The sequence below is a fragment of the Paenibacillus sp. EB106-06-01-XG199 genome (genome assembly GCF_058791575.1).
Map to the genome: position 1 here is coordinate 218,414 of NZ_JBYTDQ010000004.1, position 20,165 is coordinate 238,578.

The following is a 20,165-nucleotide window of genomic DNA, read 5'->3' on the forward strand; positions in this document are numbered from 1 at the left end:
AACAATATTATAATAACATAACAACGAAAAGTTATTATTTGTTAGCATTATTTTATCTATTCTTCCTAGTAAAGCGAGGTTTCCAAATGTCACTGCTTAATGAATATGTCGGAGGTGTCACCTGGGGCTTTATGGGCAGACGCGGAACCTGGACTACTGAAGCAGCCGAAGCTTCGATGGGGCTTATGAAATCGGTTACGGGTGCGAACTGGACCGCAATTGCCTTCAGCGCCATTCAGGCCACTCCGCAATCCACGGAAATTCCGTACTGGGAGAAGCCGACAGTCACCGACGAAGAAGTAGTCTGGGCGATCCGCAAGGCCAAAGAGCTCACTTTAAAGGTCTGCCTGAAGCCGATTGTCAATTGTGCAGACGGCACTTGGCGCGCACATATTAACTTTTTCGACAAGGATGTTCCCTGCGAGCCCAAATGGTCGGAGTGGTTCCGCTCTTATACTGACTTTATCCTGCATTATGCTGCGATCGCTGAAGAAAGCGGTTGCGAAATGTTCTGCATCGGCTGTGAGCTGGTCCAGACCGAACGGCGCGAAGCGGAATGGCGGGCCCTGATCGCTGAGGTACGCAAGGTCTACCACGGGATCATTACTTACAATTGCGACAAATACCAGGAGGATAATGTGACCTGGTGGGATGACCTCGATGTGATCTCTTCCAGCGGATATTACCCGGAACAGGACTGGGAAGCCCAGCTTGACCGGATTGAAGCCGTGGTGAAGTTACACAACAAACCGTTCTTCTTTATGGAAGCCGGTTGTCCCAGCCGTACCGGGAGCGCTGCTATCCCCAATGACTGGACGTTACAGGGTGAACCCAGCGAAGAAGAGCAACACCGGTTCTACCAGGCGATGTTCGGCAGCTGCGAAAGCCGTGAATGGGTACGGGGCTTCATGTTATGGGATTGGCCTGCACAGCTCTATCCGCTTGAAGAGGCGGCAGACAATGATGATTACTGCATGTACGGGAAGTCGGCAGCAGGTGTCATCAAAGCGTATTATGGCTCCAAAATCAATAACTAACGATGGGAGTGGACCGGAAAAATGAAGAACTCACCCGAAGATTGGCTGAAGAAGCTGGAGGCTGAATTGCAGGACAATATTCTCGGCTTCTGGATGGAACACACGCTGGATGAACAATACGGCGGCTTTGTTGGCGAAATTGATAACCAGTTGAATGTTGTCGAAGGCGCAGAGAAAAGCCTTGTGCTTAATGCTCGGATTCTCTGGACCTTTGCGAGTGCTTACCGCATGTACCGCAAAGCTGAATACCTGTCCATGGCTGAACGTGCCTACAGCTACCTGCTGGAGCATTTCACAGATAAGGAATACGGTGGATTTTACTGGATGGTAGATGCTTTAGGTGCACCTTCCCAGCCGAAAAAGCAAGTATACGGCCAGGCTTTTGCCATCTACGCGTTAGCCGAATTCCATCATGCTACTGAAAATTCACAAGCCTTGGAACAAGCGGTTGAGCTGTTCCGTCTCCTGGAAAAGCACGGCTACGATCCGCTTTATAAAGGATATATCGAAGCACTGTCGCGTGAATGGCATGTAACGGATGATCTGTCGCTAAGCGCCAAGGATATGAATGAGAAGAAGTCGATGAATACGCATCTGCATGTGCTGGAGGGTTATACTGGCCTGTACCGTGTATGGAAATCCGAAGAGCTGAAGCTTAAGCTGGCCGGGCTGATCGAAACGATGCTTGATCATATCATTGACGCGGAAGGCAAGCATTTCCACCTGTTCCTGGATGAAGAGTGGCATGTGAAATCTGAGCTCGTCTCCTACGGCCATGATATCGAAGGCAGCTGGCTGCTGGTAGAAGCCGCTGAGGTGCTTGGCGATGAGAAGCTGCTCCAGCGCGTGCGCACAGTTGCCCTGAGCATGGCAGAAGCTGCGCTTGAAGAAGGCATCGCCAGCGACGGGGGCATCTGGAATGAGGCCGACGGCAGCGGGCTGCTGAGTAAGGATAAGGACTGGTGGCCGCAGGCTGAAGCAGTTGTCGGCTTTTACAATGCCTATCAGCTGACGGGGAATCAGCGGTTCCTGAATGCCGCTGAAGGCGCCTGGAACTTTATTGACAGCTATTTAGTGGACCGCAAGTATGGCGAATGGTACTGGGGTGTTGACGAGAAGCTGCAGCCGCTCGCGCATGAGCCGAAGGTCAGCGCCTGGAAATGCCCTTATCATAACAGCAGAGCCTGCTTCGAGATGATCGAACGTCTTAAAACAACTTTAAAGGAGAATGTCTAATGACCACTTTATTCGAAGAACGCAAGGAACAATTGACAGCACGTTATGAGGCCCTGATCGGACGTAAAAATAAGAAGGTGGCTTACGGCAACGGGACTTATGACCGTTATCAGTATCCGCTGCTCACCGCAGAGCATGCCCCGCTGATCTGGCGTTATGATTATAATCCGGCAACCAATCCATATTTTGCTGAAAGAATCGGCGTTAACGGCATCTTCAACCCGGGCGCCATTGAGTTGGATGGCAAGTTCTATATCGTAGCCCGTGTTGAGGGCAATGACCGCAAATCCTTCTTCGCTGTAGCCGAAAGCGACAGCGGTGTAGACGGCTTCCGCTTCTGGGACCATCCGGTAGTGTTACCTGAAACAGAAGACCCGGATATCAATGTCTACGACATGCGTCTGGTTAAACATGCCGATGGCTGGATCTATGGCTTGTTCTGCACCGAGCGTAAAGATCCGGATGCTCCGCACGGCGACCTCTCCAGTGCTGTAGCCCAGTGCGGCATCACCCGCACCAAGGATCTGAAGACCTGGGAACGTCTGGCTGACCTGAAGACCGGTTCCGCCCAGCAGCGCAATGTCGTGCTGCATCCTGAATTTGTGGATGGCAAATATGCCTTCTACACCCGTCCGCAGGATGGCTTCATCGACGCCGGTTCCGGCGGCGGCATCGGCTGGGGATTGTCCGATACAATCGAAAATGCCGTAATTACCAGCGAGTCCATTATGGATCAGCGCTATTATCACACCATCAAAGAAGTGAAGAACGGCCAAGGCCCGGCTCCAATCAAAACTCGGCGCGGCTGGCTGCACATCGCCCATGGCGTGCGCAATACAGCAGCAGGACTGCGGTATGTGCTTTATGCTTTCCTGTCGGACCTGAATGAGCCGAACAAAGTTACCCATGCTCCAGGCGGCCATTTCATCGCTCCAGACGGTGAAGAACGTGTCGGCGACGTATCCAACGTAGTGTTCTGCAACGGTGTAATTGCCCGCGATAACGGAGAAATCTATATTTACTACGCATCCTCCGACACCCGCATTCATGTAGCTACCACTTCAGTTGACCAAATGCTCGACTATGTGCTGAATACACCGGAAGATCCGCTCCGTTCCTATGCCTGCGTACAACAGCGCATCGCACTGATCGACCGTAACTTACAGCTATAATTGCCTACACTTCATACGTAAAAAGAGTCAGCCGGGTTGAGTTCCTGGCAGACTCTTTTTTATTTACATGGGCTGAAGTAAGGACCAGCAGCCGAATAACTGATTGACCGTATGGCTTTTTGGCCGGATCTCCACTCCCAATGCGACTTAATTGTACTTCGCACACTTAAAAACGCAATTTCCACTGCCACCGTGTGTATAGTTGCATTCTGTACATTTATATTAGAGGATTTCAGCTCAAATGGGCGAATTTATTATTTTTAACTGCATAAAATGCAGTTATTTCTAGAAAAAGTCTGCTTATACCTTGAATAATTGCAGGTAATGCAATTAAAGCTACAGGTGCTGATGATGCCTTCTAAATTGCCCCAATACCCTCTCTTGGTCTCAGGCCAAATTATACAGGCGGGGGAACAGCGCAAAAAGAGAAACTACCCTTGCACTTTTTCCTATTATTACGGATTGAGCGGACTTAACGTCAACTTACACCACTGCGCGAACGATGTAATTATCCAAGGTTGCCTGCAACCCTTGGGATGACTGGTGCTGAGTGAAAATCCGGCTGATCTCAGGCATACATTGCAACACCATTTCGTGAACCGCAGGTGTCTGGCCAAAACAGCGCAACCGCACAATATCCAGCGGCTCATGAAAATACTGCACACTCGTAACAATCTCGATTTCAGCGCTTGTAAATCCGCTTGCCTCGAGCCGTTGATTGATCTTGTCCAGTACCGGAGTTCCTTCCGGCTGAGGTGCAAACAGCCCGGGAAAGAGCCGGGACAGCTCTGGCGACAAACGGTCGCCGGGATGGAGAGCAAGCAGCCTCCCGCCTTTATTGAGGATTCTCGTAAGATCAGAGTATGCGGAGGTCGGGCCTTTACGGTTGTAAGCACAATCAAATTGTCCGTCTTCGAAGGGAAGCTTGTGCTTGGTATTGGCTGTAACAAAAGAAACATTGGAAAGGGCTGTGCTGCTGGCCGTTTCGATAAAATCAGCAGTGACGTCCAGCCCGACAATTTGCTTCACCACAGGACTCCAGCGAATCGTAAAATCCCCATGACCGCAGCCGATATCGAGTACTCTTTTCCCTGGCACCAGTCCTGCAACCTCCTCGGCGAACATCGCCTCCGCATCGGGCCCCGTGATCGTGGAATTCCAGGGGTACGTATATTTCCCCGTCTCCCCTCCCAGTCCGGCATACCATTCAAATGAATGCGGCAGTCTCCAATCCGGGTGTTCTGTCGGATCTGCTAACGTCTGGTTCATTCCATCTCCTCCTGTCTTCATCACATTCCCTAGCTCTGCGGTCCGGCCGCTGAATCCCGGTGGACGATATCGGCAGCGATCAGAATCTTCTCCAGCGGTGCTGACGGATTATGAATCCGGTTCAGCAGCTTCTCCACTGCCGCCCGGCCCATTGCCTCTTTGGGTACATGCACGGTAGTAAGCGGCGGAACACCTCTTGTTGCATCCTCGATGTTGTCAAATCCCGTTACTGAGATGTCGCCCGGTATGGAGAAGCCGTCTTCCTTCAGCGCCTCGCTGACTGTGAGCGCGATGAAATCATTGGCGCAGACTAGCGCTGTCGGCATGATTTTGGCTTTTTTCCGCTTCGCCATCCATTGGTTGAACTGCTCTTGAATGATTGCGTCATCCATGCCTTCCAGCTGAAGCATCTCGTCATCACCGGCAGGGGGCTTCAATTCACTCTCTTCCAACGCGCTGCGGAAGCCGATCCAGCGGTCGCGGAAGCTGCGCGAGTAGCGAATATTGCCGATAAAATGCAGCAGCTTATGGCCAGTTGCCATCAGGTGGTTGCTCAGCCGGTTCATGGAATCAGTATTGTTAGCGAATACTGTATCGCTCGGAATTAGCGGATCTTCATGATCAATCAGCACCATCGGCAGTCCGATGCGGTGCACCTCCAGCAGCAGCGAGGTAGAAATCTGTCCTACTCCAACCAGGCCGAGAATACCGTTCGGGTTCAGAATGTTGACGAAATTATCTGCACGGTGCTCTGAAACAATCACCATCCCGAGGCCTTCCTGATCCAGCGCAAGTGCAATGCCGTCAACAATTTTGCCCCAATAGAGGGAATCTTGTGTCTGTGAACGGATATTGGGCATCAGCACCAACACCGACTGCTTATTCCGGTCGCTCCCTGAGCCCTGGGAGGAACGTTTTATATTTTGCACGTATGCATTCTTCTGTGTGAAATAGCCAAGCTGTGAAGCAGCCTGGATTACCCGCTCTCTGGTTGTTTCGTTGACGCCGCCCTTGCCTGAAAGCGATTTGGAGACGACAAACTTGGATACGCCGAGATGATCGGCAATTTTCTGCATGGTAACCTTTTTAGCCATATGAAAGCCCTCCAGAATAATCTTGATTTAAAAAACAATTCCCCGTTTATGGCTGCGGAGAAGCCTGCTGCCCCTGACGCGCTTCCTTCCATTTCTCATTCAATATGTCAAAAGACTGCTGTAAATCCGGCGTGGCAAGCAACTCCTGAATATAATCTCCTGACCAGAACGACATCTTCGCCCTGTTAGCCATTTCAATGAAGGCGTCACTTTGCACTGTTGCCTCAACCAACCGGGGATTGTAGGAGAGAAACTCGCGGAACTGCTCCATAGAAGGCTCTGCTGCTCCCTCAGGAGGCAGGAAGCCCCAGTCAGCTGTATAGGAGGTCTCTTTTACGAAATACTCCACCCAGGCCATGGAAAGCTCCTTATGCTTGCTGAATTTGCTGACACCAATGAACCAGTCCGGATTGAGCGGAGCATAATGTTCACTGCCATTGTCATATGGAAACGGGAAGAATCCGATATCCTCCTCGGAGGCACCGGCATCCAGCACCTGGCGGATCGTCCAGTTTCCGAGCAAATACATGCCGACCTCCCCCTTCGCCAGCTTGGTTTTGGAAATCTCCCAATTGTTCGAGAACAGCTCATCTTCCACATAACCCTTGCCAATTATCGTTTTGGCGATGGACAGAGATTGCCCCCATGCATTATCAATCTGCCACGGGCTGTCCTCATGAACCATGTTGTTCAAGTATTCGGGATCACCGGTCATAAAATTGACCATATTATTTCCCCATTCCCGCAGCGGCCAGACGGCTCCGTAATTTAAATAAACGGGGGTAATTCCCGCCGCCTTCAGCTTGGTGCAGGCAGTGTAGAATTGTTCAAGGGTCTGCGGAATTTGCGGAATGCCCGCCTGCTCGAAAGCCCGCTTGTTATAGACGATTCCGCTGGTTGTCGTACCTGTAGATAATCCGTACCTCTTACCACCGTAAGTAGCGAATGTGGTGAATCTTTCCTGAGCGGACATTTCATTATCCAGCGGCTCAAAAAAAAGCCCGAGCTCTTTCGCCGGCAAATTGACGGGCAGCAGCAGAACATCCCCGGCGTCCTTGGTCGACAATCGGACGAGAATGTCGCTCGCATAATTGGGCAAACCTTCGAATTCCACACTAGCTTCCGGATACTTCTTTTTAAACTGGTCGGCATACCCTTTGAAGGTTCCATTCTCAATCAGATCAATTCGATTCGTCAGCATGACTATCGTGCCTGACAGACTGGACGAACCCCCGTCTACGGCAGCTGATTCAGCAGGCTCCTGGCTGTTGCCGCGATTCTCGCAACCCGCTGACAGCAGCAGCAGAACCAGCAGCACGGTCCGCACAGGCCAATGTATTTTAGTCCTCTTCAAGGTGTTCCCCCTCTCTCTAGCTCTCGCTATCCGTTCGTTCGTTTGGCTCCAGCAGTGGCAGGGATAAGATTACATCCGTCCCTTTCCCTGCCTCACTGAACACTTCAATGCCGTAACCCGCACCATAATGCAGCTGTACACGCTGGTGCACATTTTTCATACCGATTCCTCCATTGATGCTTTTCTTGCGGGGTGTCTCACGTTTCAGACTGTCATTGAGCTTGTCCAGCGTGTCCTGATCCATACCGCAGCCGTCATCGCTTATATGAAACAGTAGCTTATGCTCTGTAATCTCACATTTAATGCTGAGATGCATCTGGGGCTTGCTGTCATCCAATCCGTGATAAGCAGCGTTCTCTATGATCGGCTGGAAGACCAGCTTAATGATGGAGTATTCGTTAAGCTCCTCCGGGACATCGATCTCCAGCAGGAAACGTCCGGGATAACGGCTGCCCAGCAGCTCTACGTAGTTGCGCACATACAGCAGTTCCTGCTTCATCGTCGTTTTGCCGGTTAATTCACTCGTACTGTAACGCAGCAGCTTACCCAGTATGGAGATCATGTCGGCGGCTTCGACATCGTCATTAAGCTCTGCAGTCATGCGGATAGACTCCAGTGTATTATAGATGAAGTGAGGATTGATCTGGCTCTGCAGCGCCTGCAGCTCCGCCTCCTTCTTCTGCTCTTCAATCCGGTAGATATCCTCGATCAGCTGCCTGATCCGGGCAAGCATCCGGTTGAACTGGTGACCCAGCAGGCCAATTTCATCCCGGCGTTTGACTCGGAAGGTGACATCAAGATCGCCGTTCTGCACCTTTTTCATTAGCTGAATTAATTGAGTCAACGGTTTGGTCAACGCAAAGGATAAAATAATCGAAATAATCAGCGCCAGCACAATGATAATCAGCGTTGCGGCAAAGGTCACATTGCGGGTCAGCTTCACATCGCGGGTCAACTCATCGACCGGAATGGAGATAATCACCTTCCAATTGGTCTTGGAGGAGCTTGAATATATATTCAGCCTATCCCGGCCGGACACCGTGTCGTAGAAGCTCCCGGCGCTGCCCTGCGCCTTGCGGTACAGCAATGTGTGTGAAATATCCGTCGTCAGCAGCTTCTGATCGCTGTCATACACAACTTTTCCGTTCTCATCCACAATTAATGACTTGCCGTGCGTAACCTTATCCAGTTCGGCGACTTGATTTTCCATGTTGCTGATATTGGCATCCACCGCAATCAGTCCGATTGGATTCCACAGGCCGTCGACAATTTTACGGACAACCGTGAACGCATACCGGGTGCTTTGCAGATTGCTTGTGTATGCCTGAGTGCCGAAAAGCAGTGCTTCCCCGCTGGAATACTTGGCCTGCTCGCTCCAGAACTTGTAGCTTTGCTTCAGATCCAACCGGACGCCTCCGTCTTTGGCCGAATAATAACCGTTGCCATAGCCGTCAAAAATATACACGGAATTCGTGCCCCGTTTGATATTGTTGATGAAGGAAATGTTTCCTTCGATCCCCCGCTGTATAGACAGCAAAAGATCAAAATCACCGGGTGCAATCGACGAACTGTCCATTTCGCCCGCCATGCCCTGCTTCTGCTCATAATACCGGTTCGAGCGCAGCAGGTTCTGCTTGATATCGTTTACATATGCGGGCATGGATGAGATTCGTTTCATATCCTCTATGTAGTCGTCAATCCCGTCCATCATTTGATCGATCAGCTTTTCTGAATAAGCGATGGTATTATATTCGATAGACTTGGAGTAGCTCTTGAAGCTGATTACACTGATGAAAGAAAGCGGGAGTGTAATGATAATCAGAAAGACGAGGAGCAGCTTGCGTTCCATGCTCATATCCCCGATAAAGGACCACCAGTTGTATTTGCGTTTACCCTTCATACGGCCCTTCTCCTTCAATGACGTTTACCTAACTTTTCTTATATTCATAACAATTTCCCTAACAAAATCATTATACGTGTTAGTGTGTGGTTGTACAAGAAGATAGCACGCAAAGTTCCAAGGTAACTTCGAAGATTGTTTCCATAACCCTTTGCCGAAGTATTGAACCTGTTAAAAGCGGAATAAGGCCGCTTCTTCCTGTGGAAGAAACGGCCTTATTGGCTCAAAAACCTACGTAACTCTAATGATTTATTTGATGGTAAACAGCGCCAGCTTATCCTTCAGCTGAGTTGAAACGCTCTCCAGCTTGCCTGACAGCGAAACGAGGTGATCGCTCACGTTCTGCTGCTCGCTGCTGAGTGAGGCTACCTCTTCCGAAGTGGCCGAGGATTGCTGCGCTACCGCACTTACATTGCCCATGGCATCCGACAGGACACCTTGGGAATGATTGAGGCTTCCAATGGCGCCGGTCACTGATTCGAGGCTTGTAATGAAATCCTCCATCTGTCCCTTAACCGATACGAAGATATCGCTTGTGCTCTTCACCGAACTCATCTGCTGCTTGAAGAGCGGTGCAACTTCGGACAGCACAGTTACTGTCTCGTTCATTTCAGCCATGATTTTATCGGTAATCCCGGCTACAAGGGCAATGGACTGCTTGGATTGATCCGCCAGCTGCCGGACTTCCCCAGCCACGACCATAAATCCGCGGCCTGCTTCGCCCGCTCTTGCTGCTTCAATGGTTGCATTCAATGAGAGAATGTTTGTCTGCTGTGTAATGTTCTTCATAACATCAAGCACTTTGATTACAGAGAATACCGTTTCTTTCAAATCGTTGACACGATCCACCAGCGCGGTTGTCATCTCTCCGGTACGGCCTGTCTGCTTCAGCAGCTCTTCGAGTTGCTTCGCTCCGTGTCCGCTGGCTTCACCGACACCACGGGCCGCCTCATCCATCTCGGCATTGGCAGCGATAACGCTCTGCATTTGTGTAGCGATCAGATCCGTCAGCTCATTGCCGCGTTCAGCTTCCAAAGCCAAACTTCCTGCACCACCGGCGATCTCTTCCGTAGCAGCGGCAATTTCCTTCGCAGAAATGGCAGTCTTGCGGGAAGCTTCACCAAGCTCGCCAGCAGTATCCAGCACTTCGCGGGCTGTGTCCGTTGTCTGTGCAACCAGCTCTGTAATCCGTTCCATCATCGTATTGAAGGAGGCCGACAGCTCGCCGATCTCATCCTTAGATACGTATTCGGTACGCACGCTCAGGTCACCCTTTGAACCTTCAACCATAAGATCCTTCAGGCGTGCCAGCGGTTTGGCGATCATCTGGACCATCCAGAACCCTAGCACTACCGCAAGCGCGGCTGCAGCAAGCGCCGCCAGATAAGTCGTGAACAGAATCGGACGTGCTGCCTTCACCAGCTCGCCGGTTGGCACCACTCCGGTCAGCTTCCAGTCAGCCTTGGTCAAGGGATTATACACTGCCAGCACATCCTTGCCGTCGGCATCGCTGGCTTCCTGACTTGCGTTGTTGCTCTTGCTCTCCTTGATGAAGGCTAGCTCGGAAGCCACCCCGTCATCAGCAGGTACATTAGAAGCGACTACTATACCATCCGGGTCCACAAGCTGAATCCGTGAGCCGTCTCCGAGGGAAACAGTTTTGAAGGCTTCCTCCAGCAGTGTATTTTTCAGTTCAAGCATGATTACATATCCTGAATTGGAACCCATGTTTTTGAGGGATCTTACCATCGCGATATTTTTCCCTTTATCACCTTCAATGGCCGTCGAGAACCAGTAGTTCTGGGATGCTTTGGTTTCCTTGGAGTAATAATATTCATATTCCTGAGTACGGCCTACAACCGTGTTATACCAATCCTGATCTCTTATTCCATCCATCTTTAGTCCGGAGTTGCCGCTTGTAATTACACTATAGTCCGCTGACTGCGGAATCAGTGAAATAGCCACAATGTTCGAATCTGTTGTCGTCTGGCTGGATAGCTTTTTGCTTATTGAATCGGTAGCTACAAATTTATCATAATTGGAACTCGCGGAAGCCAAATCTGTCAAATCACTTTGCATTTTCGTATCAAAATACAGTTGCAGTGCCAGATTCTCATACTGTTTGATAAGAATATCAAGCTTATCAGAGGTCTGGATAATGGTCTGCCGGTTAGCTTCTGATACATTATCTTTAATCGTATTCTTGGCCTTGTTATAGGACAACAGTCCCAAGAGCAGTACCACAATAACAATTGAAGACAAGAAAATCAAAAACAGCTTGACACCAACTGATTTCAGCGGGTTGACCCTTTTCACCTGACGCACCGAAGTATGTAGTACCCCCTTAAGGGTTACCTTGTCGCGCACTTTCTTGACCTTACTTTTGCTTGCTGTCTGTGTTTCACTTGTGCGGTTTGTCTCTGCTTTTTGTACTGTCACCGGTTTCTTCTTGTTCTTCCCCACTCTCATCCTTCTCCCTTTCTGCTGTTCTCCTCTTTTTTCACGCTCGGGAGCCCCCATTACCATCACCTACCAATTAGATTAGAAGATGTATGTAAGCGTTCACGGAATATATATCGGCATATTGGGTCTTTTTTCTTAGTTTTCTTTACAAATTCCCAGAGATTTTTTTATATTTCCTAAGAATATCCCGAATTTTGCCGGGATTGCAAAAAAAGAGATGCTCTTCAAAAAATAAGAGCATCCCTTGTAAATAAATAATAAAATTATTTTCTCTTCCGCATCATATCGAAATAAGCTACCGGCTGGTCTACCTTCATGCGGACACGCTGAAGCGGGTGGCGGGCAACGTCAAGCCGGTTGCCCTCTTCATCCCACAGCTCTCCGACGGTCTGCTTGAAAAAGGTGTTGTCCGGGCCGAAGAACTCCACTTCCTGCCCCGGTTTGAAGTTGTTGCGCTGCTGAATTAGAGCCATGCCGCTTTCAGCATCATACTCCAGCACCAATCCGGCAAAATCATAAGGAGCCGCTTTTTCCTCCGGCTCATAGATATGATCCTCATGATCCGGGGTGTCGTAGAAAAATCCGGTGTTCAGCGGACGGTTTGCCGCTTTTTGCAGCTCTTCCAGCCACTCCGGCTTCAGCTCATAACCTTCCGGATCAGCCATGTAAGCATCAATGGCCTTGCGGTAGGCGTTGACTACAGTCGCCACATAGTGAATCGACTTCATCCGGCCTTCAATTTTGAAGCTGTCAATGCCCGCCTCAATCAGATCGGGAATGCTCTCCAGCATGCACAAATCCTTAGATCCCATCGAGAACTGGTTATCCTCCGGCTGATGCAGCGGAAGCTGGGTTACACCGGGCTCAAGACGCTGCGGGGACGAAAGGACTTCAGCCTGCTCTTCCTCAGATACCCATGCACCTTCCGGACGGGCATCTTCGAACAGGTCATATTTCCAGCGGCACGACTGGCAGCAGCCGCCGCGGTTGGAGTCGCGGTCCGTGAAATGATTCGACAGCACGCAGCGTCCGGAATACGAGGAGCACATGGCTCCGTGGATAAAGCTCTCGATCTCGATATCCACATGTGCTTTGATCTCGGCAATCTCTTCAAGGCTGGTCTCACGGCCCAATACAACACGCGGCAGACCTTCCTCTTTCCAGAAAGAGACAGCCTGCCAGTTCAGTGTGGACTGCTGGGTACTGAGATGTACCTCAAGGCCCGGCACCAGGCGGCGCGCGGTATCGACGATGGCCGGATCTGCTACAATAATGGCGGCAATCCCGGCTTCATATAGATTGCGCAGGTATTCTTCAATCCCGGCGATATCTTCATTATGGGCATAGATATTGGTAGCAACAAATACCTTGGCCCCGTATTTCTTGGCGAATTCCACGCCTTCGCGCATTTCTTCAAAGCTGAAGTTATCCGCTCCGGAGCGCAGGCCGTATTTCTGGCCTCCAATATATACTGCATCCGCACCATAATGCACGGCGAATTTCAATTTCTCCAGATTACCCGCCGGAGCAAGGAGCTCCGGTTTGTCCAGACGGTAACGTTTGCCCTTAAACTGAGGCTTTGTCATGGTTCCCATTCCTGTTCTCCCCTCCATATTCCTCACCCGTTAAAATAGCTTAAAAAACCTTCCATTCTGGTGCTGGACGCAGTTGCGGGGAATGTTTGGACTTCCGGCCGCTGTTAGGTTTGGATTTCCTGATTTGAGCCGTTAGCCACGGTAGAAATCCAAACCTAAAGGCGTACGCTATCGCTCCTACAGTTCCAAACTTCCCCTCCACTGCTACACCTTTATGTTGCTTAAATAACAAGCTATTTTAAAAAGCTGAGTCATTGCTTATTTATATTTTAATACACCTGTTCCTTGTAGAAAAAGCCGAATGTCAGTTCACGCTCAGGGTCCTGCAGCGCCCGGATTCCGTCCATCCATTCCTCCTGGAACGCATAACCTGCCGGATCAGCGGTGTAGAGGTCTATCGCATGGCGGTAAGCCTTAACTACAGCAGCATTGTAGGCAGCTGGCTTAAGCAGCCCTTCAATCTTCAGGCTGTGTACTCCGGCACCCAGCAGCAGATGAAGGTCCTCCAGAATGCATATATCATCGGAACTCATAATATGTGTCCCGTTGACATCTTCATAAATCGGGAACTTCTCATCCTGGCGTTCTGCTTCAATCAGGAATAAGCCGCGTTCCTTGCCAAGGCTTCCGCCTTCACTCGGACGGCCTTGATGCGACATATAGCTCTCTACCAGCTTGCGTTTGGAATGGTATATATTCGTCATGCCGTGGACCTGTACCTGGGCTTCGATCTCCAGCAGCGGTACCATATCCGTCATCTCATCCATATTCAATTCACGGGCCAGAACGACACGCGAAGCTCCCTTGCGGCCCCAATAGTTCGCAGTGGCATAATTGGTCGAGGTCATTTCCGCATTCCAGTGCAGCTTCATGCCCGGCGCTTCATGCTTCACAGCCGCCAGCACGGCAGGATCTCCGAATTCAATGCCGTCAACGCCAAGCTCACCGATCGCCTTCACATAAGCAGGAAGCTCATCCAGCAGACGGTTCGTCATCAGCCCGCCAAGACCGGCATACACCTTGCAGCCTTTGCCGTGAGCCAGACTAACGACAGCCGCTGTGTCCTCCAGCGAGAAATGTCCGGCAAGTCGCATGCCGAAACGGTCATCCCCGATGAGGAGCGCATCTGCCCCGGCATCCAGCAATACACGCGCTTCTTCCAAGGAAGCCGCCGTTGCCAGCAGCTCCGGTTTGTTATTCATGTTGATTCCTCCTAAATTCATCCGTCCAGCTCATCATCATTTAGTAACGGCAACAGTTTTCATTTTACAGGTTTCCTACTGATTTTGTTCACTTTTTTTGATATTGGCTAAATGTTCCTTGTAGGTCTTGCCGAACAGATGTCCCTGCGTGCCGTCTTTTTTGGTCACATAGAAATAGTACTCTGAGGCTTTCGGCGCAAGCGCAGCCTGTATCGATGCAAGGCCCGGACTTCCGATAGGTCCAGGTGGTAGACCCGGGTTCCGGTACGTATTATACGGGCTTTCGACCTTCAGGTCCTTATTCAGCAGTCTTTCCTTCTGCTTGTCCAGCAGATACTGGACAGTTGCGTCGATCTCCAGGTTCTGGCCTTTCTTCAGCCTGTTATAAATAACACCGGCTACAAGCGGACGTTCTTCGTCCACAACTACCTCCCGCTCCACGAGAGAAGCTACGGTCAGCAGTTCATGCAGCGACAATCCGCGCTCCGCAAGCTGCGCCTGCCAGTCCGGAATACTGTCCAGCTTCTTCGTCAACTGCTCCAGCATGGCTTCAACAACCTCTTGCGGTGTACTGTCCTTGGCCAGCTCATACGTTTCCGGGAACAAATAGCCCTCAAGCCGGTGCCGTAAACTAGCGTCCTCGGGAATCTTCAGCGTATTTACCGCAGTCAGCCCCGCCCCCGAGTTCATCATTTTCAGAAACACATCGGCCGGCTGGTTCCAAGCCTCTGCAAGCTTCTCAGCTATCTGCTTTGCCGTGAATCCTTCGGGAATGGTGAACACCACCGTATCTTCCTTCACTACATCCCCGGCATTCAGCCGGGCAATCAGCTCATCATAGGTGTCCCCTGGACTTGCCGTATAGGTGCCTGCCTTGAAGCTTGACCCTTCCTTGACCCATTTCAGATATCCCCTAAAGAACATTCCATTACGTATAATGCCGTTTTCGTCGAGCAGGCTGGCGATTTCCGCACTCCCCATGCCCTTCTCTATCGTAAACGTGACGGCTGGCCCTGCAGGCTCTACCGGCTGCATGCCATTCCAGATATACCATGCTCCTCCCCCTCCTGCCAATGCCAGCAAAAGGATAATAATGAGCACAGCGCGGATTGCTGCTTTCAAATGTGACTCCTCACTTTCCGACTATAAAGTATAAAATTGTATTGTTTTAAATTCAATATAAATTTCATGAGAACGCTGCATCAACCTTTTATGGTCGTATATCAAGCAAAAAGAGCGCGGAAAATTCCGCCCTCTTCATGCTCAACATAATGTTGCATACAGATAAAGATGCTTATTCCGTGTCCTCTGCGGGAAAAGTCAGCTCATCGTACAGCTCGGAAATATCTTCCCACTCTTCATCGTCAACGATGCTCTCCAGCTCCGGAAGACCGTCAGGCGAAACTACAATCCGCAGAATCTCCTGCTCCGCGTCTTTTCCGGAACCGGTCAGCACCGCATATGCGCGGTCACCGACTTCAAACTCGGCAATAATATCGTAAACGGAAGATTTACCCTGCTCGTCTTCCAGTTCCACTGTTTCTCCGTATACTTCTTTGAGCTTAGATGTCCATACCGCTTGTTGGGCGGAAAAATCAGTCATTCTCGGCTCCTCCGTCCAATTCGTCTACCAAAGTATTGAAAGTCTCTTCAACAATGGCCCATTCTTCGTCATTCTCGATCATGAAGAGCTGCAGGTCGTCACCATCTTCCTCGTAACGGAACGCATACACCTCATCGCTCTCTTCATCCTCGGAATCGAGTGGAACCACCATCATATACTTTGCATCCGAACCGTCGACTTCAAACTTCATGATGACCTCAAATTCCTCTTCATTACCTTCCTCATCGGGAATATAGATAATTTCCGGTTCTTCTTCTTGGCCGATCTGCTCGTTTGTCATATCCGCGCACCCCTCACCTTTTACTGTTAGCATCCAAAAAATTTTGCAAAATCAAGGCTGCGGCCATTTTGTCCACAATCCCTTTGCGTTTCTTCCGGCTGACGTCCCCTTCAATCAGCACCCGCTCAGCGGATACTGTCGTCAGACGCTCATCCCAAAGGTGTACGGGTAATTCGAGTTGTTCCCGCAGCTGGCCGGCGAATTCTATACAGATTTCACCACGCGGTCCAACTGAGCCATTCATATTTTTCGGAAGCCCAACCACAATTTCTCCAATTTCGTGCTCTTTCACCAGTTCGCGGATCCGTTCGAACTCATTCCCGTTTCCGCGGCGCTCAATCGTCTCTAGAGCCTGGGCTGTCCATCCGAAAATATCGCTTGTGGCGACTCCGATTCTACGGTCGCCGTAATCCAGACCCAGCTTCTTCATTTCGGCTGATCCACCCGATGATTGGCAAGGTAGAAACGGACCAGTTCCTCAATCAGCTCATCACGTTCTTTCCTCCGGACCAAACTTCTCGCATTGTTATGGCGCGGAATGTAAGCCGGATCTCCGGAAAGAAGATATCCAACGATCTGATTGATCGGATGATATTCTTTCTCCACGAGCGCGTCGTATACGGCGAGCAAGATTTCCTGGGGAGAAGCTTCCTTTTCATCGCCCTTCACATTGAATTTAACCGTTTTGTCCATGGAGTCCATTTGTGACACCTTCCTTCTGCAAAATCACCCTAAAAGGGCAGCTTCGCAAAGTTGCTGCTGTACAGCTTACTTGCTGCCTTCATCATAACATATTCATGCCCCAACGAGGAAATCCTGCCACAATAATAACGCTTTTTTTGGCATTTTATCTACATTAATATAGATTTTTTTGGCTTTTAAGCTATTGCAGAATACCATGAAAGGCGAATATTCGCAAAAATTCAAAACTTTTTATTTTTTTGAATAAAGCAGCGGTACTGATATGGAGCACTCAGTACCGCTGCTTCTCTGTCTCACATGCTTTTACCTTGTTCGCAGGCAGCAGATTAGCTTAGGGTTAAATCTGCCTTAGTGTTAGTTGACAGCTACCCTGGGAATTCCGGCAGCCTAATGTTTACGCCAGTGCAGCTACCAGCTCTTCAGCCTTAACGAGCGCTTCGCCAAGCTTGGAGGCATCTTTACCGCCGGCTTGGGCCATATCCGGCCGTCCGCCGCCGCCGCCGCCGCATACCGCAGCAACCTCTTTGACCAGCTTGCCGGCATGGAAACCTTTCTTCACCAGCTCCTGAGGTACTGCGACTACAAAGTTGACCTTATCGTCCATCGCTGCACCCAGCACAAGTACAGCATCAGGCAGCTTGGATTTCAGTTCATCGGCCGTGGAGCGCAGGGCATCCATATTGCCGGCTTGAACAGCAACAGCCAGCAGCTGTGTACCGCCGCCCACTGTCTTCACGCTGCTTGTCAGCTCTGCCGCAAAGGTAGCGCTCAGCTTGGATTGCAGTGACTCATTCTCACGGGAAAGCTCACGAACCTGGGCATGCAGCGCGTCAATTCGCTTCGGCACATCATTCAGGGAGGATTTCAGCAAGCCTGCTGACTGCTTCAGCAGATCAAGCTGGCTCTCCGTGAACTCATAAGCATAACGGCCGGTAACAGCTTCAATCCGGCGTACGCCGGAGCCGATGCCGCTCTCGCTGACCAGCTTGAAGATTCCAATCTGCGAGGTGTTGGACACATGGCAGCCGCCGCACAGTTCAAGACTGTAGTCACCCACCTGAACGACACGTACCACATTGCCGTACTTCTCTCCGAAGAGGGCCATTGCCCCCATCGCTTTGGCTTCTTCAATCGGCTTGCTCTGGATCACGACATCCAAGCCGCGCCAGATTTGAGCATTTACGCGATGCTCAATATCACTCAGCTCCTCCGGCGTAATTGCGCCGAAATGCGAGAAGTCAAAACGCAAACGTGCGCCTTCTACTAAAGACCCGGCTTGGTTCACATGACCGCCCAATACTTCCTTGAGCGCTTTATGCAGCAAGTGGGTTGCCGTATGGTTCTTCACGACATCCTCACGCTGCTCGCGGTTTACTTCCGCGCGGATACTTTCGCCTACCTTCAACTCCCCGGCTTCAACAGTAACCAGGTGAACATGCTGGCCATGCGGTGCTTTGAACAATCCGGTTACCTTGGCAGTGACAGAGCCTCCGGTAAGCAGGCCGGTGTCACTGACCTGTCCGCCGCTTTCAGCGTAGAACGGTGTTGATTCCAAGATCACCTGGCAGTCGGTACCTTCACCCGCTGTATTGACAAGTTCACCGCCGACAATAATAGCGAGTATTTTTGACTCTGTTACGGAGTCATTATAACCAACAAATTGACTTTTAACCGTCAGCTCAGCAAGTGCACCGCCCTGAATCTTCATGCTGGCCCCATCCTGGCGGGCAGCTCTAGCCCGGTCACGCTGTTCCTGCATCGCGGCATCAAAGCCTTCACGGTCAACAGTAAGTCCTTGCTCGGAAGCAAAATCTTCCGTTAGGTCAAACGGGAAGCCATACGTATCATAAAGCTTGAAGGCATCTGCTCCAGCAATGGCAGCAAGACCTTCCGTTTTTGCTTTGGCGGTAAGCTCGCCAAGAATGGCCAGACCGTCGGACAAGGTTTCGTGGAAACGCTCCTCTTCCGTACGGATGATTTTGGCAATATACTCCCGGTTGTCTACAATGGATGGATAGTACACACCCATAACCTCGCCAACGGTATCCGTCAGCTCATACAGGAACGGACGATCCAGACCCAGCGTCTTGCCGTAACGGACCGCACGGCGGAGCAAACGGCGGATAATATAGCCGCGTCCTTCATTGGAAGGAAGCACTCCGTCGCCTACTGCAAAAGTAACCGTACGGATATGGTCGGCAATTACCTTAAGCGCAATATCCTGCTCCAAGTTGTCTTTATAGGTAACTTTGGCCAGCTTCGCCGTCTTCTGGATCACCGGTTGGAACAGGTCCGTGTCGAAGTTGGAATCGACATCCTGCAGGATGGAAGCCAGACGCTCCAGACCCGCTCCGGTATCAATATTCTTATTCGGAAGCGGTGTATAGCTGCCGTCCTTGTTATGGTTGAACTGTGAGAACACCAGGTTCCACACTTCGAGCCAACGCTCATTTTCCCCGCCCGGATACATTTCCGGATCACTCATGTCGTTGCCGTAAGCTTCACCGCGGTCATAGAAAATTTCTGAGCAAGGTCCGCAAGGACCTTCGCCGATATCCCAGAAGTTCTCATCTCCCAGCTTAATGATGCGTTCTGCTGGCAGTCCTACCTTTTCATTCCACAGCTTGAAGGCTTCTTCATCCTCGGCGTACACCGTCACGGAAATGCGCTCCGGATCAAAGCCGATCCATTCCTTGCCGGTCAGAAACTCCCAAGCCCAGGTGATCGCTTCTTCTTTAAAGTAGTCGCCGATGGAGAAGTTCCCCAGCATTTCAAAGAACGTGTGGTGGCGGCGTGTCTTGCCCACATTCTCGATATCATTGGTACGGATACATTTCTGCGAGTTGGCCAGGCGGGGATTCTCAGGAATCTCCCGGCCGTCGAAGTAAGCCTTTAGCGGCGCCATACCGGCATTAATCCACAGCAGCGAAGGGTCATTATGGGGCACCAGCGATGCGCTGGGCTCGATTTTGTGGCCTTTACTCTCAAAAAACTGCAGCCATTTGGAACGGATTTCACTTGCTTTCATCATATACAGCTCCCGTCTTCTCATTAATTCGGCACTTCTGCCGGAATGCACAAAAACGCCCCTGAATGAATTCAGGGACGATTATTATCGCGGTACCACCCTGGTTATCGCCCTGCCCATATGCATGGGACAACTGCTGGCGATCGCCTTGTCGCGGCTGTTAACGGGCGCCCCCGGCGGGATTGTCCCCGCACTCCGAAATCAGCTTT

General features: G+C 50.7%; 16 protein-coding genes. 3 read left to right on the plus strand and 13 right to left on the minus strand.

Annotation, left to right across the window (positions count from 1 at the left end; all coding sequences use genetic code 11):
* Window positions 1-86 precede the first annotated feature (86 nt).
* The 3 genes from AC3WT9_RS16175 to AC3WT9_RS16185 are packed head-to-tail and all read left to right on the plus strand — an operon-like array spanning window position 87 to window position 3,445.
* Entirely contained in the window at window positions 87-1,037 is a 951-nt protein-coding gene (locus AC3WT9_RS16175) for a glycoside hydrolase family 113 (RefSeq protein ID WP_342481381.1), read from the plus strand.
* Between the two features lie 21 nt (window positions 1,038-1,058).
* On the plus strand, window positions 1,059-2,273 hold the full coding sequence (locus AC3WT9_RS16180; RefSeq protein ID WP_342481380.1) for an AGE family epimerase/isomerase: 1,215 nt from the start codon (window positions 1,059-1,061) through the stop codon (window positions 2,271-2,273).
* Window positions 2,273-3,445 (plus strand): glycoside hydrolase family 130 protein, encoded by a 1,173-nt coding sequence (locus AC3WT9_RS16185; RefSeq protein WP_341091125.1) that lies wholly within the window; start codon window positions 2,273-2,275, stop codon window positions 3,443-3,445. Before AC3WT9_RS16180 ends, AC3WT9_RS16185 begins: the two co-directional genes overlap by 1 nt.
* Before the next feature lie 483 nt (window positions 3,446-3,928).
* Here AC3WT9_RS16185 and AC3WT9_RS16190 read toward each other — a convergent pair whose 3' ends face one another.
* From AC3WT9_RS16190 to alaS, 13 genes are all read right to left on the minus strand, one after another.
* Entirely contained in the window at window positions 3,929-4,714 is a 786-nt protein-coding gene (locus AC3WT9_RS16190) for a class I SAM-dependent methyltransferase (RefSeq protein ID WP_341091124.1), read from the minus strand.
* Window positions 4,715-4,743: 29 nt separating this feature from the next.
* Window positions 4,744-5,808: a LacI family DNA-binding transcriptional regulator gene (locus tag AC3WT9_RS16195; protein ID WP_492407742.1), complete on the minus strand. Its 1,065-nt coding sequence runs from the start codon at window positions 5,806-5,808 to the stop codon at window positions 4,744-4,746.
* A gap of 46 nt (window positions 5,809-5,854) precedes the next feature.
* Window positions 5,855-7,162 (minus strand): ABC transporter substrate-binding protein, encoded by a 1,308-nt coding sequence (locus tag AC3WT9_RS16200; protein WP_492407743.1) that lies wholly within the window; start codon window positions 7,160-7,162, stop codon window positions 5,855-5,857.
* Between the two features lie 16 nt (window positions 7,163-7,178).
* Complete coding sequence (locus AC3WT9_RS16205) at window positions 7,179-9,062, minus strand: sensor histidine kinase (protein WP_341091121.1); 1,884 nt, start codon at window positions 9,060-9,062, stop codon at window positions 7,179-7,181.
* Window positions 9,063-9,311: 249 nt separating this feature from the next.
* On the minus strand, window positions 9,312-11,531 hold the full coding sequence (locus AC3WT9_RS16210) for a methyl-accepting chemotaxis protein (protein WP_341091120.1): 2,220 nt from the start codon (window positions 11,529-11,531) through the stop codon (window positions 9,312-9,314).
* A 257-nt stretch (window positions 11,532-11,788) separates the two neighbouring features.
* Complete coding sequence (locus tag AC3WT9_RS16215; protein WP_341377773.1) at window positions 11,789-13,120, minus strand: peptidase U32 family protein; 1,332 nt, start codon at window positions 13,118-13,120, stop codon at window positions 11,789-11,791.
* A 269-nt stretch (window positions 13,121-13,389) separates the two neighbouring features.
* Window positions 13,390-14,322 carry a peptidase U32 family protein gene (locus AC3WT9_RS16220; RefSeq protein ID WP_341091118.1) on the minus strand — a complete coding sequence of 311 codons (933 nt, stop codon included), beginning with the start codon at window positions 14,320-14,322 and terminating at the stop codon, window positions 13,390-13,392.
* Window positions 14,323-14,397: 75 nt separating this feature from the next.
* The gene (gene mltG, locus AC3WT9_RS16225) at window positions 14,398-15,444 is read right to left on the minus strand and encodes an endolytic transglycosylase MltG (RefSeq protein ID WP_341091117.1); all 1,047 of its coding nucleotides are present in this window, start codon (window positions 15,442-15,444) and stop codon (window positions 14,398-14,400) included.
* Between the two features lie 172 nt (window positions 15,445-15,616).
* Entirely contained in the window at window positions 15,617-15,925 is a 309-nt protein-coding gene (locus AC3WT9_RS16230) for a DUF1292 domain-containing protein (protein ID WP_341091115.1), read from the minus strand.
* A complete protein-coding gene (locus tag AC3WT9_RS16235) occupies window positions 15,918-16,226 on the minus strand; it encodes a DUF1292 domain-containing protein (protein WP_038588104.1) in 309 nt (102 codons plus the stop codon). The genes AC3WT9_RS16230 and AC3WT9_RS16235 overlap by 8 nt, the downstream gene beginning before the upstream one ends.
* 13 nt (window positions 16,227-16,239) lie before the next feature.
* Window positions 16,240-16,656 (minus strand): Holliday junction resolvase RuvX, encoded by a 417-nt coding sequence (gene ruvX / locus AC3WT9_RS16240; protein ID WP_038588101.1) that lies wholly within the window; start codon window positions 16,654-16,656, stop codon window positions 16,240-16,242.
* Complete coding sequence (locus AC3WT9_RS16245) at window positions 16,653-16,928, minus strand: IreB family regulatory phosphoprotein (protein WP_036696603.1); 276 nt, start codon at window positions 16,926-16,928, stop codon at window positions 16,653-16,655. The genes ruvX and AC3WT9_RS16245 overlap by 4 nt, the downstream gene beginning before the upstream one ends.
* A 394-nt stretch (window positions 16,929-17,322) precedes the next feature.
* Window positions 17,323-19,956 carry an alanine--tRNA ligase gene (alaS, locus tag AC3WT9_RS16250; RefSeq protein WP_341091113.1) on the minus strand — a complete coding sequence of 878 codons (2,634 nt, stop codon included), beginning with the start codon at window positions 19,954-19,956 and terminating at the stop codon, window positions 17,323-17,325.
* Window positions 19,957-20,165: the final 209 nt, after the last annotated feature.